The organism is Brevibacillus choshinensis (assembly GCF_001420695.1).
Lineage (GTDB): Bacteria > Bacillota > Bacilli > Brevibacillales > Brevibacillaceae > Brevibacillus > Brevibacillus choshinensis.
In genome coordinates this window covers 734,890-754,856 of the sequence record NZ_LJJB01000007.1, presented here as the reverse complement: position 1 = coordinate 754,856, position 19,967 = coordinate 734,890, and the positions used below count along the sequence as shown (strand labels likewise).

The window sequence follows — 19,967 nt, the reverse complement described above, 5'->3', positions numbered from 1 at the left end:
TGGCTAACATGTTCAGCTTTCCACGCTAACGATTCTGTGTCTGCTTCGTTCGGTAAAACTCATTAAACAGCTTCATCAGAGCTCGCTTCTCAATCCGAGATACATACGAACGCGAGATGCCCAGCTCACGAGCAATTTCCCTCTGCGTCTTTTCTTTATCCTGATCCAAGCCAAACCTGCCGATAATCACTTCTTTTTCCCGATCATCGAGAATGTGGATGTGCTGATAAATCTTGTTGGACTCCAGCTTGAGCTGCACCGCATCCACTACTTCATCTGTTTCTGTACCGAGAACGTCAATCAGCGTGATTTCGTTCCCTTCTTTGTCAGTTCCAATCGGGTCGTGCAACGAAACGTCCTTCTTGGTCTTTTTCAAACTGCGAAGATGCATGAGGATTTCATTTTCAATACAACGCGCTGCGTAGGTAGCCAGCTTGGTGCCTTTTTCCACCTGGTAACTCTCGATCGCTTTGATCAATCCGATCGTTCCGATGGAGATGAGGTCTTCACTGTCTTCACCGGTGTTTTCGAATTTCTTGACAATGTGGGCGACCAGTCGCAGATTATGCTCGATCAGCTTGTTGCGAGCGTACGGATCGCCTTTTGCCATCAGACGTAAGTACTTTTCTTCTTCCGTGTCAGGGAGTGGTTGAGGAAATGCGTTGTTCTTGACATAAGCCACGAACATCAGGAGCTCTTTGAATACTAACGAAAGTGCCGCAATAATGCTGGACATGGCTGCCACCTCCACGTCTGGGATAGCTTACTCCTATGCTTATGTGGGCGGTAGCCTATATGTGCATGTACGCCAAAAAGGACAGTGCAATCCTTACCTTTCCCATAACGTTTACACAATTGATTGCCGATAATATATATAAAGACCTGCGAAAACCTACCACGAAAGGATGGGACGCCTATAGAATCTTTCATCATTGCAGTCCATTTCGTCTGACTATCCCATCAAACTAGTGCAGGGTGATTCTTATGAATGCTTCCGAAATAATCGGACTGGCGGCACTTTTGCTCGTCCTGATTTTCTTTTACACCCGTATTCATTTTCCTAAACTGCGGAGCATGTTCACTCTGATCCTTGCCTTTGCCAGTGCTGGCTTGGTTGGGTATTCCAGTGCCTCCAGTATTGGGATCGGATGGACAGTCAGCCTCGCATTATTGATTTTTTTGGGTGTCGCGATCTCAGTTATCTTCCTACAAAAACGAGAGGATCGACAAATCGAACAGCATTTTGAGCTGGCGCTAAAGTCGGAACAGCCCCAGATTGTAACGCCAACTCAAAAATCTGCCGCTGCTCCTCTCCCGTCACCTGTCCTGGAAGTAGCCGTGGCGCCCATCGGCTCCGCACCTGTTGAAACACTCCCTATCGAGCTTCAGCAGGATACATATGATGTGACGGATGTTTCTGTTACTGACAGTGATAAGCTAGAAGTTTCTCGCCCTGCCGAACAGCCGGATATTCAGATGCACGCGTTGTTAGAAGAGGTAGAGGTGGTCAACGAAGCCTCCGAAATTCTCAAGGGTACAGAAGAAGCTGCGCCTGTCCAAAACGAGCCCATCTTGGAGCCTTCAGTGGAAGCTTATGTAGAGGAAGTGCATGGAGAATACATTCAGGCTGAGGAAGTTCAGGCAGAAGAAGCTCATGTAGAGGCAGTTCAAGCAGTGCACGTTCATCCAGAGGCACAGACACCCAAAGTAGACAACACGATCTTACCGGAAGAACGCAATCGCATCCAAACCCTTTCCGCAAATGCAGAACAGGCACTGCAGCAAGGCGACTATCTGCGTGCGTATCAATCACTCCGGGAGGCTCTGACCTATAATCCCCCGGCGATGGCAACCTACATATTGAGCCGTCAGCTGGTTCAAGTCTTAAACGAAATGGGTTTGTATGAAGAAAGCATCTCCGTATTGGAGAAATGCTTGAACGAGACCCCTTCTCTGTCTTCTAAAAAACGAGAAGAATTTACCAGACAAATTTCCTACCTGGAAGAACTGATCCAGCAGCTGCAGATCGAAAATAAACGGAACCTGTCCTGGTCGCTCGTTCCTCCTTCCATCCATCAAAAAGTAATTGCACATATTCGCTCGTTGTTTGCGAGCAACAATGAACATTCTACAGCCATCCCATTTCATTAGAGGAGCAACGATATGAAACAGAGTAAAGAAGTATTAGGCAAACCAATCATCAGCATTTTTGCAGGAAAAGAAATCGGCAAGGTCAAAAACTTCGTCATCAACCCGGACCTGCGGAGCATTGAATTTATTATCGTCCAAAACGATCAATGGGATTTTGGGATCAAAGCTGTGCCGTTCAAACTCGTAGAGGGGCTAGGTGACTACGCTGTCACCATTGATTCGGAAAGTGCAGTCATTGATCTGGCGGACATCCCGATTGCTAATGAGCTGTTGAGCAAAAATATCCAAATCAAAGGAACACGCATCATCTCTCGAAAAGGTCATCATCTGGGACAAATCTCCGAGTACTACTTTGATCCCGAGACAGGAAAAATTTTGGGTTGTATTCTGGATAAGCCTGACGCTCCATCCGTTTTGCCAGAAGCAGCCGTCATTACATTTGGCAAGGAAATCACCGTCATTTCCGATGAAGGCGACCAGCCACTTGTTTCCGACGAAGCTTTCCGCAATGAAAAGATAGAGACTGAACCAGCAGCAATAGAAGAAACCACGATCGCACAAGAACCGGTGTCTTCTGCAGTTGACGAGTTAGACCTGGAAGAATTAATCGGAAAAACTTTGTCTGCAAATTTGTATGACCCTTCCGGAGAACTCATTGCCGCAGAAGGCTCTGTCATTACCGCAGAGATCGTCAATCAAACAAAAGCAATGGGAAGCAACAAAGCATTAGAGCTGGCTTTGAAAGCGGCAGAGTAGATCCTTCCACCATTACCCGTATATCCCTAAGACCTCGTTCGCCCATTCAGGCAATTGGCCAGCGAGGTCTTTTTTTGATTGTAGTTATTGGTAAAATAATGGAAATTCATTTAGGAGGTCCTCGATGCTTGATTTTGGAGCAGTCTCAATCGAATGGGGTACACTCGCGGTTCAATTACTATTCTTTCTCTTGTTTTTTGGCTTTCTAATTGCCGTCATTCTTCTGATTGTGGAGTGTACCAAAAGAATGGGGAGTCGAAATAAATGGAATCAACAATCGATCAAAGCTCTGGAAAAGCGTGTAGCGGCTCTGGAAGAAGAGAGGGATCGTCCAAAACAGTAAAAAAACCGCTCCCTGGGGACGAAGAGAAATCCCTTTAGGAAACGGTTTTTTATTAAACCATTACAGCTAAATTTTTGACCATATGGCTGAACAGGTGCCCACTCAACATGATCGTTCCGTCCTGTTGATAGCCGATGGATTCATACAGCTTGCGAGCCCGGTGGTTTTCTTCATCCACCAGCAAGGCGATTTTGTCATGCCCTCTTCGCTCACTTTCTTTTTCAAAAGCTCGCAAAAGCTCTTTGCCAATCCCTTTTCCTCTGTAATCCCCTCGAACGACGACAGTATCCAGATAAAACTCGTCGTCTCGTGCCTCTTTGACAATATGGGGAGTTTTTCCGGTTTCTCGTTCTACATGTTCTACTAAAGGGCTATCCAGCTTGTCTGTCTGGCTCCCATGGTAAAACAGTGCCAAACCAATTGGCTTGTCCTTATCCATAGCGATAACAGCATTCTCGTAGCTGAGCCTGTTGCCCGTTTGAGCAAAAAATTCGCTCATGACACGAATGGCCACATCTGCCTCTGCTGTCCCGGTAAGTGTGTGCGCAACGTCTCCAATCGCTTCATAGATGAGCGGCGCTGCAAAGTCTGCATCCGTAGGGGTTGCCTTGCGTATCATGTAAATGTCCTCCTTGTGTCCACGGGTGGCGTCCTCTTAGCGTTCTCATCTACATTGTGTCACAATCCTCTGCATGGGTCGAGACGTACGCGACATCGTTCACAGAACATCAATAATGAAACCGCTCTCAATTGGAGCGGTTCGTTTTAATCCTTCTTTTATCCAATCATTTTCTCGATCGTCAGTTTACGCTCATAGCGCAGGTCAACAAATTCTCCACTCCGTCGCACCAATGGACGCATCGGCTCATCCTGATGAATCAAAATGACCTCCACCTCTTCACCATTGCTCAAACGAGCACGTGCCCCTACGTAGAGCAAGGCAATATAGCGAACGAACTGGGAGACGATCTCGATGTTCAGCTTGCCGTTGCAAGCTTCCTTCCAGAGGAGCTGTGCTGCCTCAAAAGGAGATGTCCTTTCTTTATAGACACGGTCGGAGCAGATCGCATCAAACATGTCCGCGATCGCCAGCACCTGACATTCGATAGGAATATCGTTCCCATTGCGGCGCTCCGGATATCCCGTTCCGTCCAGTCTCTCATGATGGAGCAGCGCACATAAAGCAAGCAGTTCTGAGCCGCCTACCATCTCTTTAATCATTTCGTAGCCGTATATCGTATGCTTCTGCACCTGTGTAAATTCTTCCTCAGTCAGCTTTCCTGGCTTGAGAAGAATTTCCTTGGGTACCTTCATTTTGCCCAAATCATGAAGAAAGCCAGCCGTACCCATAAAGGTGATGCGATCTTCACTCCATTTCATCAAGCGAGCTATCAGGGAACAGAGAATGCCCACATTCAATGAATGCCGATAGGTGTAGCTGTCTGCCCCTTCCAGTACGTATAGAGAACGAAACAATCCCAATTGCTTCATGGATTGCTCCGCCACCTCACAAAAAATGTCCGAGAATTGCTCCAAGTGTGGCGTCCCATTTTGGCTGACCTGATCGAATAACGAGCGGGTCTTGTCCAGCGCTTGTACATAAGCAGCTATCGTCTCTTCATCTGCATCCAGCTCCAGGAGTTGGGTCGTAATCTGCTCGCCTGTCCCCTCTGAGAGAAGCTGCTGCACTTCCACTTCCCAAATTCGCTGTTTTTGCAGCAGTTGTACATGTGCAGACGTAATGATCGTATCTTGAGGAAGAAGCAAGATACCATTATCCGTATAAAGATCTACGGCTAGCATTCTTCCCACTAAGGAATTGTCTACTGGTGCCAAAGACATAGGATCAACCTTTCACACTCTTTTTCTAAATTATAGAAAGGAAGGATGTCAGTTACAATCTATTTTTTGAGATAATTCTAAACTTTATACCCAGGGGGGACGTTCTGCCATCCTGTTACATATGATAAAAGGCGTAGCGATAGGTGATTCAAGGAGGGACATCCGTCTCATGACGATTCTGTACATCACTCCGAAAGCTTGGAAACAGATCGAGTCAGCTGTAAGAAAAGACCCCTCGGTCGAAACCGGAGGGGTGATGATGGGCTATCCCATGGATAATAATCGATGGGTCGTTACTTATGCGAGTGAGCCTGGTCCAAAGGCCATCCAGCATCCCAAGTCCGTCTATTTTGACGACGGACATTTAGGCAAGCTCGTTCGCAAATTGAGCAAGACTCGTCAATGGCAATACCTCGGTGATTGGCATAGTCATACGATCAAACGGCTTTCACCCAGTAAAGGTGACAAGAAAACCATTTTGGAAAAAGCCACGCAATCCATATACACTTCCCCTTCACCGCTCATGCTGATTGTCGGCTTGGGGAAGCAGAATCAGGTGCAGGCTAGAGGCTTTATTCTGGGGAATTCCCTGCGTGAGGTTGGGAAGATTGAGTTGTTTGATCGGCAAGTTCATCAACCGCGCGGCGAAACATCTCTGTAGCCTGATTTTTTCCCCAACTCTGCTGATTTTCTGCGACGACGCAAATGGCATACCGAGGTTGATCAAAAGGTGCATAACCAATGAACCAAAGGTGGTTCAACGATTGATTATCTCCCCCAGTTTGTGCGGTCCCTGTCTTGCCAGCCACCTCCCACGGAGCGCCACTCAGGGCTAGACCCGTACCATCTGTCACCACTTTCCTCATCATTTTTCGCAGTTTATTTGCTGTGACGTAATCAATCCCTTGAACAGGAAGAGTCTGCATGGGGAATTGATAGAATGCTTGACCATTGCGATAATTAATTTCATGGACCAGACGGACTTGTAGCGGCTGGCCTCCTCGTAAGATAGATACGACCATATTCGCCGCTTGCAAGGGGGTCACCCGTACATCCCGCTGACCGATCGCCGTCTGAATCAGGACGCCTTCGTCTTGGCGGGATACCCCTTGGGAGAATATCGCCCCTCGCTCTTCCCCATCTACCTGCTTAAAGCCATCGAGCTTAAATAAATGAGAGGTAACATGCCCCACCTGTTCGGACAAGCCCAAGCGCCGCGCATATTCTTCCAGCTTTTCACCGCCCACTCGATTGGCGATCTGTGCAAATGCGATATTACAGGATTGGGCATACGCTTCCTCCATCGTCACACTGCCATGTCCTTCCTTTTTCCAACAAGAAAAATGATACTTGCCATATTCACCTGTGCAGGTAAAACGATCTGTGGGTAAAACGACTCCTTCTGCCAGAGCCGCTGCGGCAACGACGGTCTTAAAAATAGAACCCGGTGGTAGCTGTTTCGCTGCTCTGTTTTTCCAATAGTCTGTAGTCAGGTCCACCTTGGTCTGATCGTAAATGGGTCGACTTACCATCGAGCGCACATCTCCCGTTTGTGCGTCCAATACGACGATGCTCCCTTGCTTTAATCCTACCTCATCTGCTATTCGTTCCATGCTTCGCTGTATGGACACATCCAGTGTCGTGGTGAGCGAGAGCGGATAGTACTCGTTATCCTGCTTCGAGTAACGGATATCGAGGCCACGCAGCGGTTTTCCTTGTCCGTCCACATAGTAGGACAGGATCGACGGTTCCACGCCTTGCAGGAATCGATCAAAGCTGCGCTCCAGCCCAGAAGCACCAATCATACTGTCCGCATTCATCTTTCCACTTTCCCACTCATCCGGATAAAGAGATTGCACCAAATCAGGATTCTGATTGATAAAGCCGATGACATGCTTGGCTACCTCTTCCTGGCGATACCTCTCGGTTACTGCCAGAGCTACGATACCAGGAATCGCGAGTGCATTTATTTGTTCTGCCTGGCGCTCCGTGAGCACGACAAGCCGTCCGTCATCCTTACGCAAGAATAGTGGGGCTTTTGCTTTTTCCATGATCTCTGCCAGACGTTCCTTTGGTTGGGAAACGACCTCTGCTACGCGAGCCATTCCATCTGTTCCCTCCAGACTTCCGCGTGCCAATGGAAAGAGAATGAGCGCTCGATGCTCTTCACCTGTAAAGGCGTATCCGTTGCGATCCCGTATATCACCACGCCCGCTATGGAGCATGATACTTTGCTGTCGTTGTTTAACGGCGTTCTTTACCAAATCAATGCCGCGCTTGGTAAAGCGATGAGGCGCTCCCAACTGGATCCACCACAGCCGTGCAATCAATCCGATCCAGACCAGCGTCATTCCGAGCAAGACCAGAAAGTGTCGCCGCTTCAATCGTCGTTCCAGTTGCATGGAATTTCCCTCCCTGGCTTTTTTAGCCAGTATTGCCCGAATCAGAGGGAGGAAAACGAGCCAAACAAAAAAACACGCCGACAAACGCGGCGTGCAGAGTTAAATTGATTACGTATTGGCCAATTGTTGCTTTTCGAGCAAGATGTTGCTGATCTTCGTAGACAGCAGATCGAGAGCAACCAAATTGTAGCCACCTTCTGGAATGATGACGTCCGCGTAGCGCTTGGTCGGTTCGATAAATTGAAGGTGCATCGGCCGCACGACATTTAGATACTGACTGACTACGGAATCTAGGGAACGACCTCGTTCTTCGATATCGCGAGCGATCCGTCGTACGATCCGTACATCAGCATCCGTATCGACGAATACTTTAATATCCATCAGATCGCGGATACGCTCGTCTTCCAAGATCAGCATCCCTTCCAGAATAATGACATCCTTGGGATCGATCCGGATTGTTTCCTTTTTTCTCGTATGCAGCTTGAAATCGTAGATCGGCTTTTCAATAGCCTTTCCTTGTAGCAAATCCTGCAAGTGGGACAGCATCAGATCATTATCAAATGCCAGAGGATGATCGTAGTTAGTACAGTAACGATCTTCCATACTCAGATGGTCCTGATTCTTGTAATAGGAATCCTGCTCAATCATTGTCACACTATCATTTTGAAACTGGCGAAACAATTCTCTGGCGACGGTCGTCTTTCCAGATCCACTGCCTCCAGCTACCCCAATCAATACGGGGTTGCGCATGCCTCATAACCCCTTCCCTATTTGGCATCCAGGCAATCTATACCTCGGATTCGAGCGTTGTGTCTGATTTCTTCTTTTTCAGGCTGACAGCGAGGCCGTCACCTACCGGAATCATGGTAGTTTCCAGTTCCGGGTGCTCCATTAAGAGAGTGTTGTAGGCGTGCAGCTTTTCTATCATCGGACGCTGACGTTTTGTAGCCTCGTCCGGTGTCGCAACCAGCCCGCGGAACAACACATTATCGCTTATCACTAATCCACCTTCACGTAGCAGAGGAAGATATAGATCGAGAAAAGCCCGATACTGGCCCTTGGCCGCATCAATAAACAAACAGTCAAATTGATAAGAATCTGGCAGTCCCAATGTAGCATCCCGCAACAGGATTTCGACACGTTCTGAAACCCCTGCTTCTGTGATATTGGTACGTGCGCGTCCGAGTCGATCCTCGTCAATGTCCATCGTGACGATACGCGCTTCTGGAGCCGCCTCTGCCAACCAGATGGTAGAGTAGCCGATCGCCGTTCCTACCTCGAGTATGGCTGTCGGACGATGCAACAACAAGAGCATCCGCATGACTTGCGCAGAGGGAAGCTGAACGATCGGAATATTTTCCGCTGCCGCCTCCTGCTCCAGGCGTGTAAGTAGCGGAGAACGCTCGGGAACCAGTCCCGACACGTAGTCATCTATGGCCGGATTGGTAATCATCTTTTCACTCCTCTATCTTGCAACCGGATTATTATAGCATACCTCTTACACAAAAACAGAGGAAACCTTGGTCAGTTTCCTCTGCTTTTCTCGTTATTCGCGTTGTGCTCCTCCAGTGTACGAGAGAAGTAGTGCTCGAATGTCCCGTCTTTTTTCGTTACATAGAAAAAGAAGTCATGCTTGGCTGGTTTTACCACCGCTTCGAGGGATGCTCTGCCCGGATTGGCGATCGGTCCTGGTGGAAGTCCCGGATTCGTGTACGTGTTATACGGACTCTTTACCTTTAGATCTTCAAACGTCAAGCGGTCCCGCTGCTTGCCCAGTACAAATTGCACGGTGGCATCCGCCTGCAACGGCCATTTATCTCGGATTCGATTGTAATAGACTCCCGCCACCAATGGTCTTTCCTTGTCGACTGTCACTTCTCGTTCTACGATCGACGCGAGATTGACAGCCTCGTCCATTGTCAATTTTCTTTGTTTCAGCTCGTTCGTCCACTCAGGCTGCCATTCCTTCTGAAACTGAGCCAGCATCTTCGACACGACGTCATGAGCCGTTGCTTCTTTCTTCACTTCATACGTTTCGGGGAACAAATATCCTTCCAGTCGGTGCATGCGCTCTTTGCTGGCAGGAATCTGTGCGACAAACGGGTATTCTGGAAATGCACCTTGATCGACTTCCTTCAAGAAAGCGGCTTTCTCAACAATGCCTTCCTTGTCCAAATGGTCGGCGATTTGCTCGATGTTCCAGCCCTCAGGTATGGTAAATCGCTTTGCACTGACAATCGTTTTTCCTTCCGTCATATCCAGCAGCAAAGCATCGATCGCTTGTCCGGTTGTAAACTGGTATTCCCCTGCTTTAAGGTCGGGGGCAACACCTTTATACTTCACATAATAGCTGAACATGTCTGCATTTCGGATCAATCCTGCATCTTCCAGCAAGCGTCCGATTTCCCGTACGGATGAACCTGACGGGATGATTACGTTTTTGGCGGCTTGTGCACCTTCGACCGGCTGCAATTGCTGATAGACATACAGGGCCGTTCCCCCAACAGCCACTACCATCAGCAAAAAGAGAGCGACAATCCAGCGGAAAAGGCCTCCGCCTCGTCTGCGTCGCATGACAACAGGTCGATCCGCCTGACGATCAGGCTTCACTGACATGGGTTTCAAGTTCGAAATCCTCCCTTTAGGGTCTCTTCTCTCGATCCTAATCATTATACAGGAGGGTTGTCTACCTTGTCACTGTGTAGGATATTTTAGGAAAAAAGCACGAATCATGTTGAACAAAAAAAGAGGAACCCTTAATAGGGTCCCCTCTCCATCCTTTTAAATACCGTCTTTCTCCAAATCAGCAATCAGCGTCTCGAATGTGGCTTCCACTTGCTCCCACTCTTCGTCGTCCTCGATTGGTTGCAGCATGTCCGTGCCATCGTAACGCAGGAAGTGAACCTCATACTCTTCTTCTTCTTCCTGGTCAACGGGTACCAATACCAGATAGCTGCGGTCTTCAATGTCAAAAATGTACATGATCCGGAAGTCACGCGGCTCCTCGGTACCTTCTTCTGTCAGGGCAATCACATCGCCCACTTCGAACTCCTCAATCATCTCTTCACTCATCGTGGTCACCTCGATTTCGCGTCCATATATCCTTGCAGGATTAATGTGGCCGCCATTTTGTCTATTACTGTCTTGCGTTTTTGACGACTGACGTCAGCGGAGATCAACATACGCTCCGCTGCCATCGTCGTCAGCCGTTCGTCCCACATGTGGACAGGAAGAGACGTTCGTTCCTCTAAAAGCTTGCCGAATGCCTGGCACATTTCCGCCCTCGGGCCGATTGTACCATTCATGTTTTTCGGCAGACCTACAACAATTGCGCCGACCTGATATTGTGCAATCAACTCGTGCAGGCGAGCAAAATCCTTTTCCTTGGATTGTCGCTTGATCGTTTCTACCCCTTGGGCAGTCCAACCGAGCTCGTCGCTAACCGCTACACCAATTGTTTTATCGCCAACATCCAATCCCAATAATCTTGTCATGTCTACAGGCTTACTTGCGCTCTGACAAGTAAACGGTCACCAACTCTTCTATGATTTTGTCCCGTTCCAATTTGCCAATCAGGCTGCGCGCGTTGTTGTGGCGTGGGATAAACGCCGGGTCGCCAGAAAGCAAGTAACCGACGATCTGGGTGATCGGGTTGTATCCTTTCTCCTGCAGGGCTTTGTACACCTCTGTCAATGTCTCTTGCACATCCGCCGCATTCGCTTCCTTTGGCACCGTGAACTTCATGGTATTATCCAACGAACTCACAATCAACACCTCGATTTCGTTTGAGACTTCTGACCCTACTTGCTACCAATTGTATTCGACTTCTCTCGACCCTACTCCTTGTCGATTTCGCAAATTTATCGTCCGGCAGTGTGTTATTTCGCCACCGCTTGACTTTTCACGAACTCAGCAACTGCATCGAGTGCTTCCTGCAGCTTGGATGGATCTTTCCCACCTGCTTGCGCCATGTCTGGACGACCGCCACCGCCTCCACCACAACGTGTTGCAACCTCTTTAATGATCTTACCCGCATGGACGCCTTGATCCATCAGGTCTTTCGTCACCCCTGCTACGAGGTTTACCTTGTCACCATCTACTGCACCGAGAACAATGACAGCTGAGCCGAGTTTGTTTTTCAGCTCGTCTACCATGCCACGCAAATTATCCATATCGACTGCCGAGACGCGAGCAGCCAGTACATTCATACCATCTACCTGTTGCAATTGATCAGTCAGGGAAGCCGCCTCGATGTTACCCAGTTTGGCACGCAGTGATTCGTTTTCGCGCTGAGCTTCTTTCAATTGCTGTTGCAGGCCTTCCACACGTGCTGGAGCTTCCGCAATCACAGGTGCTTTTAAAGCGTGTGCGACTTCTTTTAGCGTAGCAAATTGCTGGTTCAGGAACTGATAAGCACCGCGACCTGTAACAGCCTCGATGCGGCGCGTGCCCGCACCAATTCCACTCTCGCTCACGAGCTTAAACAGCCCGATTTCCGCTGTGTTGCTCACGTGGCAACCACCGCACAGTTCCAAGCTGTAATCGCCTACTTTTACGACTCGCACGACATCTCCGTATTTTTCGCCGAACAACGCCATTGCACCCATCGCTTTTGCTTCTGCCAATGCTTTGTTCGAAATCTCAACAGTGAGGTTTTCCCACACTTTTTCATTGACGATCGCTTCGATGCGCTCCAGCTCTTCTACCGTGATCGCACTGATGTGCGTGAAGTCAAAACGCAGTCTTTCAGGAGCTACCAGCGATCCCGCCTGGTTGACGTGGGTACCCAGTACATCCTTCAATGCCTGATGCAGCAAGTGTGTCGCGGTATGGTTTTTGGTGATGGCCAGTCGCGCTTCACGGTTCACCTCTGCACGGACTTCATCGCCTTTGCGCAGAGTACCTGCTTCTACTGTAACAGAGTGAACATTTTGGCCTTTAGGACCTTTTTGTACGTCTGATACACGTGCTTTGACAGAATCAGAAATCAGATAGCCTTCGTCATTGATCTGTCCGCCGCTCTCTGCATAGAATGGCGTCTGGCTCAGAACGACTTGCACAGTCTGACCTTCTTCTGCTTCGTCAGTCAGTTGGTTCTCGAAAATGATCGCTTCTACTTTACCTGTAGCTACCAATTCAGTATAACCAACAAATTGACTCGTAACCGTCAGCTCGGACAAAGGACCGCCCTGGATCTGCATGCTGTCCACATCTTGACGAGCTGCGCGGGCACGCTCACGCTGTTCTTCCATCGCTTTTTCAAAGCCATCACGATCAGCAGTCAGGCCTTGCTCATCTGCAAAGTCTTCCGTCAGGTCAACAGGGAATCCGTACGTATCGTACATTTTGAACACATCTTGACCGGACAATTGTGTTTTGCCTTCTGCTTTCGCGTTTTTCACCATTTCGGAGAGGATTGCCAGTCCATCGTTCAAAGTCTCGTGGAAACGCTCTTCTTCCGCACGAATGACTTTTTCGATGAATTCGCGTTTTTGTACCACTTCTGGGTAAAACTCGCCCATCATGGTACCGACTGTTTCGGTCAGGCTGTACAGGAATGGTTTTTCCACGCCCAGCTTTTTACCCATGCGTACGGCACGGCGCAGCAAGCGACGAATGACATAACCACGGCCTTCATTGGAAGGCAATGCGCCGTCACCGATTGCGAATGCGACTGTACGAGCGTGGTCAGCGATCACTTTCAGAGCAACGTCCATTTCCGGGCTTGTTTTGTATTGCACACCGGAGATCTTGCTGGTTTCTTCAATCAACGGGAACAACAGGTCTGTTTCGAAATTGTTGTCCACCTCTTGAATGATGGAAGCCATGCGCTCGAGACCCATACCGGTATCGATGTTTTTCTTAGGAAGTGGCGTGTAAGTGCCGTCTGGGTTGTGGTTGAACTGGGAGAACACCAGGTTCCACACTTCCAGATAGCGTTCGTTCTCGCCACCTGGGTACAGCTCAGGATCGCTTGGATCATTCCCGAACGCTTCGCCACGATCGTAGAAAATCTCCGTGTTCGGACCACTTGGCCCTTCACCAATATCCCAGAAGTTGCCTTCCAGCTTCACGATGCGCTCTGCAGGAACACCGATCTTTTTGTTCCAGTATTCAAATGCTTCATCGTCTTCCGGGTGAATGGTGACAGAAAGCAGCTCTGGATCAAAGCCGATCCATTTTGGACTGGTCAAAAACTCCCATGCCCACTCGATTGCTTCTTCTTTAAAGTAGTCACCGATAGAGAAGTTCCCCAGCATCTCGAAAAACGTCTGGTGGCGAGCCGTGTGTCCTACGTTTTCGATATCGTTGGTACGAATGGATTTTTGCGAGTTGGTGATACGTGGATTATCTGGAATGATGCGGCCGTCAAAGTACTTTTTGAGGGTCGCTACACCGCTGTTGATCCACAGCAAGGAAGGATCGTCGATTGGAACCAAGGGAGCGCTAGGCTCAATGCGATGTCCTTTTTCTACAAAGAAGTCCAGGAACATGCGGCGGATTTGATTGCCTGTCAGTTTCTTCATTTACATTCTCCTCTAAAGAAAAAATAAAAAAAGCCCCCATCCCCTCAGGGACGAGAACTGTTTTTTCTCGCGGTACCACCCTGCTTACAGGCTTGTGCTGCATCTCATCCAGCCAATGCCTGTCGCTTTGCGGCCTTTAACGGTGCCAAGCCGCCGGTTTTTGCCCGGTCTTAGGAGTAGCCTTCTGTCGCACTTCTTCTGGGCGCTCTCTCAACCATGGAGCGTCCTCTCTGTAGAAGGTCTGCAACATACTCGTTCCCTCATTGATCATATCCAGTATTGCTTTGTTCGTATTATAAATTTTTTTGGCGATCACTGTCAACTTTCATGCATCATCAAAGCTACTCGGCTGATAATGACTTTACATACGGCCAGAACAGGGACCGCAACAATCAGGCCGATGATCCCCCCAATGGCTTCCCCTGCCAGCAATGCCATGATGATTAGTAGTGGATGAAGGTGCAGGGAACGGCCGACGATGTTCGGAGAAAGAATGTTCCCCTCTACCACCTGGATGACGATATTGACCGCGAGCACAAACAGAAGCATTTTAGTTGAGATGGTCAATGCAACGACGACTGCCGGTGCCGCTCCGATCAGTGGGCCGATATAGGGAATAATGTTCGTCAAACAGACAAAGGTCGCGAGGACAAATGGATATGGCATCCCGACCAACCAGTAGCCCAGATAGGCAAATACACCAACGATCAGAGCGACCATCATCTGTCCGTGTATGTAGTTTCCTAGCGATTCGTTAATATCCCGTAAGACAGAGAGTACTTGTTTGCGGTAGGCTCGGGGAACGATCGACATCCCCGCTTCATGCAGCTCCTTCATGTCTTTCAACAAATAAAAAGCGATGAATGGGACAACGGCATAGGCGAGAACTTTCCCGACTGAATTGCGCGCGTTGTTCACTAGTTGTGTGACGGTGTGGGACATGCGCTCGTGCGACTGGACAATCACACGATCTACGCCATGTGAGATGCTATCTGGCAGAAAGTATTTATGGGCTTCCCATTCGCTCATCCACTTGTAGTACCATTCCGACAGGCGGGGCAAATCATCAGACAGCTCCACCAGCTGCTTCGTAAAAATCGGAATGGCATTGACGACTGCAATCGCAATAATGAGGACAAACGAGCCGTAAATGAGCAAAACGGCCATGAGCCGCGGAACTCTGCGCCTTTCCAATACCTGTACAATTGGATGAAGCAGGTAGGCAATAATGAGGCCGACCACAACAGGTACCAGGACTTCTTCCAATAAGTGAAGCAATTGAGTCAAGACAGGTCGGAGCAGCCATAGTAGATTGCCAATGATCAACAGAGTCGTGAGCCAAATGGCCGCGGCGAACAAGCGACTGCGCCGAAGTTCATCCACGCTGACAGACCTCCCTTCGTCTTCCATATCTACTAGAGTGTCTCAGCCACACAAAAAACATGTACCCTATTGACACATCGGAATCCTCGAAGTAGTATGATAATACAAGTGGATATCTCCAAAGGGGAGTAGCTTTTTCGCAACATAGTCGTCATTACGGGAGAAATCCCCGGCTATGTTGGCAACATGTTCCTAATGTTGTAAGCAAGACCTTTGCCTAACAGGTAAAGGTCTTTTTCTGTTTTTTCACGACCTTTGCCTGTCCAGGGAAAGGTCGTTTTCTTTTTCCCCCTTTTAAACAAACTATAAGAGGTATCAAGAAAACGGCCGGAGGATTTTTACTTTCCAAGGACGAGGAGGAAGAGAAATGGAACTATTGTTTACCCCTGAGTTTTGGTCCGCACTACTCTCTATTGTAGTTATTGACCTAGTGTTGGCCGGTGACAACGCGATTGTCATCGGGATGGCCGCTCGAAATCTCCCTGCTACTCAGCAAAAGAAAGCGATCATTTGGGGTACAGTCGGCGCAATCGTCATACGTGCTCTGGCGACCTTGGCGGTAGTCTGGTTGCTGAAAATCCCTGGTTTGCTGCTCGTCGGTGGATTGATCCTTGTCTGGATCTCGCTGAAGCTGCTGGTACAGGAAGACAATCATGAGAACATGAAAGCGAGCGGAAGCCTCGGAGCAGCGATCTGGACGATCATCGTTGCGGACACGGTAATGGGTCTGGATAACGTAATCGCCGTCGCTGGTGCAGCACATGGTGACTTCTTGTTAGTCATCATTGGATTGGTCATCAGTGTTCCGATCATGGTATGGGGAAGCACGATGATTCTGAAGGTCATGGAGCGGTATCCGCTTGTCATCTACATCGGATCCGCAGTTCTGGCGTATACCGCTTCTAGCATGGTGACTTCAGAAAAATTCTTGGCACCGTTCTTTGCAGCATACCCTTGGGTAAAATGGTTGTTCATTGTCGCAGTTGTGGTCGGCGTACTGCTGACTGGTCGTATGAAAAGTCAGAAGCAAAAACGACTGGCAGAACAATCGTAAGCTTTGTAAGCTAACCCTTTGCTATAGAGAAAATACAAAACACCTCTTACAGAAACTGTAGGAGGTGTTTTTTCATATAAAAAAGCTGACCCCCGAAATAACAGGCGTCAGCTTTTCAATCAAATTCTCCAAATTAACGAGCGACGGCACGCATTAGCTTGCGCCCTGTTTTCACCATACGCTGCATGTTGCGCATGGAGAAGGGCAATCGATTCAGGTTGAACGAAAATCGACTGCGACGACGTGGAGCCATCAAATATCCGATGACGGCCACGATTCCGCTTGTGGCTAGGATGCGCAACAGGCTTCTTACTATCAAGCGTGCCACCTCCAGTTGTTTTGGTCGCTCAAAAGAGCTACATATTCAATTGAGCGGTAACCGTTTGATCCTCGATAAACAGATCATTGAGCGAATGCAACGACCCATCTTCCTCTACTTGGTAGACAGAGGCGATCTGCTCGTTGGTCACGCTCATCTCTATAAAGCAATTCCAGCAGTAGTATTGATTGGTACCAATCTTCCCTACGTCTTTGGAACTGCAATTCGGGCAAATGACACGCATCACGCTTTTCCTCCCTTTCACGCCTGGCTACGAACCTAGTCCGGCACGATCAGGTTTTCTTCCCCGACGATGACAGAAGGCGGAGCGGACAGGCGTTTTCGCCCTTCTGTAACATCCGCAATCCAGCCATTGGACAGTTCGTACCCTACTAGTTTCTCCCAGTTCGCAGAAAAGTAAACGTCTTCCAATCTGCCCAGGAGTTCTCCGGAAGCGGTAATGACCGCTTTTCCTTTTAGTTTTGTCTTTCCCGTCACGAAGCCGACAGGTTCCAGACCGGCGAGATGAGGCAAGGGTGTGATTGCGTCTTTACCCGATACGGTAAGGCAGGACTCCCCTACCGCGTGAATCCGTTCGGTAGGAATGTAGGTACCTTGATGGAACCAGCCCTGTTCGCTCAGCAAGATTCCTTGTACATGCCAAGTGGAGTCACAAAGAATGTCACGGACGGTACCGATCGTCTCACCTGTTTGCAGGCAAACGACAGGCAAGCCGACTACATCCAGTGCCTTGCGCATGTGGGACATCCCCCTTCCGCCCTTTTAGTATCTGGCGAAAGGATGAGTGTCATCCGACGCAAAAGGTTCCAAACTCACTCGAGCTTTAGCCGCTCTTCGAGATAGCTGTACCGTACTCCCTCTTCATCTGTCTCCACAGCTGCACGAAACGCATCCGGCTCACCGCACATGATGAGGAAAGATTTACTCCGCGTTATCCCCGTGTAAACGAGCTTGCGCCTGAGCATTCGGTAATAGCTTTTTACAAACGGCATGACCACGATCGGAAATTCGCTTCCTTGTGACTTATGGACGGAGCAACAATACGCCAGCGTCAGCTGATGATAAGCCGAACGTTTGTACGTTACTTCCCGGCCGTCAAAGGATACGACCAGCATCTCTTCGTTCTCTGCGTTTTCGTTCGGGAAAAAAATCGCAACAATCTCACCCATATCACCGTTGAACACCTGTTCTTCGGCATTGTTCACTAACTGCAGGACTTTGTCACCCGTGCGGAAAGCCGTTTCTCCGAACGTCACTTGCCGTTTCTGGGCAGTCTTTGGATTAAACAGCTCCTGCAGTTCTTCATTTAACCGGTTTACACCAGCGTTACCTTTATAGATAGGGGCCAGAACTTGTACATCTTTTGCCGTATATCCTTTTTTTACGGCCCCAAAGCAAATTTGTTTCACTGCTTCCGGTACATCTTGTGGCGAACTTGTGAAAAATCGCCGATCCGGGGTTGTATGGAGCAAATCTGACGGTACATTTCCTTTTCGCACGTCATGGGCCAGACGGATAATCGTTGACTCTTCGGCTTGTCGGTAAATCTCTGTCAGCTGTGCTAACGGCAGCAACCCTGAGCGAATCATGTCCTGCAGCACATTGCCTGGACCGACAGAAGGCAACTGATCCGGATCTCCCACCATGATGATTTGCATCTCATCTGGTATTGCTCGAAACAACTGATTCGCCAGCCAAATATCGACCATCGACATCTCATCGATAATCAATAAGCGTCCCCGAATCGGATGTTCTGCGTCGTGCTCAAAGCTTTCCCCTTTGTAGCCGAGCAGGCGATGGATCGTCATGGCTGGTAGTCCCGTCGTCTCAGTCATCCGTTTCGCAGCACGCCCTGTCGGTGCGACAAGTACAATGGGAAACGGATTGTCTTCGCTGTACTTTCTCAAGTCCAAGGACAAGCCATGCAGCTGCGAAAATACGCGACATATCCCTCTGATGACTGTCGTCTTCCCTGTACCTGGACCACCTGTCAACAGCATCAACCCGGAGGTAATCGCTTGTTCGATCGCATCACGCTGCGTCTGTGCATATGTGATGGCCAGCTCATCCTCGACGGCTCCAATCGCGCGATAATACTCGGAGGTAGGAAACGACGCGAATTGATCTCTGTTCGAAAAATGGCGGAGTCTTTTCGCGAGACCGAGCTCCGCGAAAAATAGGGAGGGCAAGTAAACCCGATCGTCTTCCCATGCGATTTTGCTTGCAACGAACAGTGCTTCTACAGACTGCGTAATCTCATCCGCTGCGAAGGCATGACCGCCACACTCATCCAACAGTCTCATCGTTTTTTCACAGAGCTCGTCTATAGGCAGATACACATGTCCTTCTGAATACGAAGCCTCCTGCAAAGTGAACAAGGCTGCAGCCTTTACCCGCTCCTCGGACGATGCAGCAATTCCAGTTGAACGTGCGATATCATCCGCCCGTTTGAAACCGAACCCCTGTACATCCTCGATGAGACGGTATGGCTCTTCCTTGAGGATGGTCAAGGTCTCCAGTTTGTACGTCTGGTAAATACGCAAAGCCATGTTGACACCAATACCAAAATCGTACAGAAAGACCATCGCACTCTCCAGGGAGCGATGCTCGATGACGGAATCGTAGATGATCTTGGCGCGTGACTCAGAGATTCCTTGCACTTCTGCCAGGCGCTCCGGATAATCTGCAATGATCGTCAGAGCATCTACTCCCAGCTGCTCCACAATGCGCTTCGCCATCTTCTTCCCAATACCTTGAAAGAGTCCACTCGCTAAATATCGCTCGACACCTGCAATGGTCTTGGGTGTTTCCCGTTCGTAACGTCTGGCCACATACTGTTGACCAAAGCGGGCATGCGTCTTCCAATCTCCGTAAAACGTATATAGCTCATCTGGATGAGGACGTGGAAAATTACCGACAATCACCACTTCTGATTCCTTGAAGGATTCGGTTGTCTCTTCTATCTTTAGACGGATGACTCCGTACCACGTTTCCTCGTTGTAAAAAATTTCTTGTGTAACAAACCCACGAATGTATGTTTCGGCAAACAGGGAAATTGTTTGCTGATCCTCCATCCTACTCCCTCCTTACCCAGCTCATTTCCTATTCAAATACCCTATGGGAAGGAAAAAATCCACTTTCAAACAAAGTGGATTTTGCCAGTAAACTC

At 48.9% G+C, this 19,967-nt stretch carries 21 protein-coding genes; 5 read left to right on the top strand and 16 right to left on the bottom strand.

Going from position 1 to position 19,967, the window contains the following annotated elements; translation table 11 throughout:
* Nucleotides 1–25 precede the first annotated feature (25 nt).
* Nucleotides 26–736 carry an RNA polymerase sporulation sigma factor SigK gene (gene sigK / locus AN963_RS03560; protein ID WP_055743179.1) on the bottom strand — a complete coding sequence of 237 codons (711 nt, stop codon included), beginning with the start codon at nucleotides 734–736 and terminating at the stop codon, nucleotides 26–28.
* A 248-nt stretch (nucleotides 737–984) separates the two neighbouring features.
* On the opposite strand from sigK, the gene AN963_RS03555 reads away from it, so the two are divergent.
* The 3 genes from AN963_RS03555 to AN963_RS03545 all read left to right on the top strand — a co-directional run bounded on the left by AN963_RS03555 (nucleotide 985) and on the right by AN963_RS03545 (nucleotide 3,250).
* Nucleotides 985–2,151, top strand: coding sequence for a hypothetical protein (locus AN963_RS03555; RefSeq protein ID WP_055743178.1), 1,167 nt, complete (start codon nucleotides 985–987; stop codon nucleotides 2,149–2,151).
* Between the two features lie 12 nt (nucleotides 2,152–2,163).
* Complete coding sequence (locus AN963_RS03550; RefSeq protein ID WP_055743177.1) at nucleotides 2,164–2,907, top strand: PRC-barrel domain-containing protein; 744 nt, start codon at nucleotides 2,164–2,166, stop codon at nucleotides 2,905–2,907.
* A 124-nt stretch (nucleotides 2,908–3,031) separates the two neighbouring features.
* Complete coding sequence (locus AN963_RS03545; protein WP_055743176.1) at nucleotides 3,032–3,250, top strand: hypothetical protein; 219 nt, start codon at nucleotides 3,032–3,034, stop codon at nucleotides 3,248–3,250.
* Between the two features lie 52 nt (nucleotides 3,251–3,302).
* On the opposite strand, the gene AN963_RS03540 is transcribed toward AN963_RS03545, so the two are convergent.
* Entirely contained in the window at nucleotides 3,303–3,869 is a 567-nt protein-coding gene (locus tag AN963_RS03540; RefSeq protein ID WP_055743175.1) for a GNAT family N-acetyltransferase, read from the bottom strand.
* A gap of 158 nt (nucleotides 3,870–4,027) precedes the next feature.
* A complete protein-coding gene (locus tag AN963_RS03535; protein WP_055743174.1) occupies nucleotides 4,028–5,092 on the bottom strand; it encodes an HD-GYP domain-containing protein in 1,065 nt (354 codons plus the stop codon).
* A gap of 169 nt (nucleotides 5,093–5,261) precedes the next feature.
* Between AN963_RS03535 and AN963_RS30050 the strand changes: the two genes are divergently transcribed.
* Nucleotides 5,262–5,753, top strand: coding sequence for a Mov34/MPN/PAD-1 family protein (locus AN963_RS30050; protein ID WP_083496777.1), 492 nt, complete (start codon nucleotides 5,262–5,264; stop codon nucleotides 5,751–5,753).
* Here AN963_RS30050 and AN963_RS03530 read toward each other — a convergent pair.
* From AN963_RS03530 to AN963_RS03485, 9 genes are all read right to left on the bottom strand, one after another.
* Nucleotides 5,665–7,494 (bottom strand): peptidoglycan D,D-transpeptidase FtsI family protein, encoded by a 1,830-nt coding sequence (locus AN963_RS03530; RefSeq protein WP_055743173.1) that lies wholly within the window; start codon nucleotides 7,492–7,494, stop codon nucleotides 5,665–5,667. The genes AN963_RS30050 and AN963_RS03530 overlap by 89 nt on opposite strands.
* A 108-nt stretch (nucleotides 7,495–7,602) precedes the next feature.
* Nucleotides 7,603–8,244: a uridine kinase gene (gene udk, locus AN963_RS03525; protein ID WP_055743172.1), complete on the bottom strand. Its 642-nt coding sequence runs from the start codon at nucleotides 8,242–8,244 to the stop codon at nucleotides 7,603–7,605.
* A 37-nt stretch (nucleotides 8,245–8,281) separates the two neighbouring features.
* Nucleotides 8,282–8,947, bottom strand: a complete 666-nt coding sequence (locus tag AN963_RS03520) for an O-methyltransferase (protein ID WP_055743171.1) — start codon at nucleotides 8,945–8,947, stop codon at nucleotides 8,282–8,284.
* Nucleotides 8,948–9,018: 71 nt separating this feature from the next.
* Nucleotides 9,019–10,119 carry an endolytic transglycosylase MltG gene (mltG, locus tag AN963_RS03515; RefSeq protein ID WP_055743170.1) on the bottom strand — a complete coding sequence of 367 codons (1,101 nt, stop codon included), beginning with the start codon at nucleotides 10,117–10,119 and terminating at the stop codon, nucleotides 9,019–9,021.
* 156 nt (nucleotides 10,120–10,275) lie between these two features.
* Nucleotides 10,276–10,566, bottom strand: a complete 291-nt coding sequence (locus tag AN963_RS03510; protein ID WP_055743169.1) for a DUF1292 domain-containing protein — start codon at nucleotides 10,564–10,566, stop codon at nucleotides 10,276–10,278.
* Nucleotides 10,567–10,571: 5 nt separating this feature from the next.
* Nucleotides 10,572–10,988: a Holliday junction resolvase RuvX gene (gene ruvX / locus AN963_RS03505; RefSeq protein WP_055743168.1), complete on the bottom strand. Its 417-nt coding sequence runs from the start codon at nucleotides 10,986–10,988 to the stop codon at nucleotides 10,572–10,574.
* Nucleotides 10,989–10,998: 10 nt separating this feature from the next.
* Complete coding sequence (locus AN963_RS03500; protein WP_007727936.1) at nucleotides 10,999–11,259, bottom strand: IreB family regulatory phosphoprotein; 261 nt, start codon at nucleotides 11,257–11,259, stop codon at nucleotides 10,999–11,001.
* A gap of 113 nt (nucleotides 11,260–11,372) precedes the next feature.
* The gene (gene alaS / locus AN963_RS03495) at nucleotides 11,373–14,021 is read right to left on the bottom strand and encodes an alanine--tRNA ligase (protein ID WP_055743167.1); all 2,649 of its coding nucleotides are present in this window, start codon (nucleotides 14,019–14,021) and stop codon (nucleotides 11,373–11,375) included.
* Between the two features lie 318 nt (nucleotides 14,022–14,339).
* On the bottom strand, nucleotides 14,340–15,404 hold the full coding sequence (locus tag AN963_RS03485; RefSeq protein WP_055743165.1) for an AI-2E family transporter: 1,065 nt from the start codon (nucleotides 15,402–15,404) through the stop codon (nucleotides 14,340–14,342).
* A 367-nt stretch (nucleotides 15,405–15,771) separates the two neighbouring features.
* Here AN963_RS03485 and AN963_RS03480 point away from each other — a divergent pair, with 367 nt between their 5' ends.
* A complete protein-coding gene (locus tag AN963_RS03480) occupies nucleotides 15,772–16,458 on the top strand; it encodes a TerC family protein (protein WP_055743164.1) in 687 nt (228 codons plus the stop codon).
* Between the two features lie 133 nt (nucleotides 16,459–16,591).
* Here the strand turns inward: AN963_RS03480 and AN963_RS03475 are convergent, their stop codons facing one another.
* The 4 genes from AN963_RS03475 to recD2 form a co-directional block, all read right to left on the bottom strand.
* Nucleotides 16,592–16,786, bottom strand: coding sequence for a hypothetical protein (locus tag AN963_RS03475; protein ID WP_236707866.1), 195 nt, complete (start codon nucleotides 16,784–16,786; stop codon nucleotides 16,592–16,594).
* A gap of 28 nt (nucleotides 16,787–16,814) precedes the next feature.
* A complete protein-coding gene (locus AN963_RS03470; protein WP_055743162.1) occupies nucleotides 16,815–17,021 on the bottom strand; it encodes a hypothetical protein in 207 nt (68 codons plus the stop codon).
* Nucleotides 17,022–17,056: 35 nt separating this feature from the next.
* Nucleotides 17,057–17,536, bottom strand: coding sequence for a PRC-barrel domain-containing protein (locus AN963_RS03465; RefSeq protein WP_055743161.1), 480 nt, complete (start codon nucleotides 17,534–17,536; stop codon nucleotides 17,057–17,059).
* 74 nt (nucleotides 17,537–17,610) lie between these two features.
* Entirely contained in the window at nucleotides 17,611–19,872 is a 2,262-nt protein-coding gene (gene recD2, locus AN963_RS03460) for an SF1B family DNA helicase RecD2 (RefSeq protein ID WP_055743160.1), read from the bottom strand.
* Between the last annotated feature and the right edge of the window lie 95 nt (nucleotides 19,873–19,967).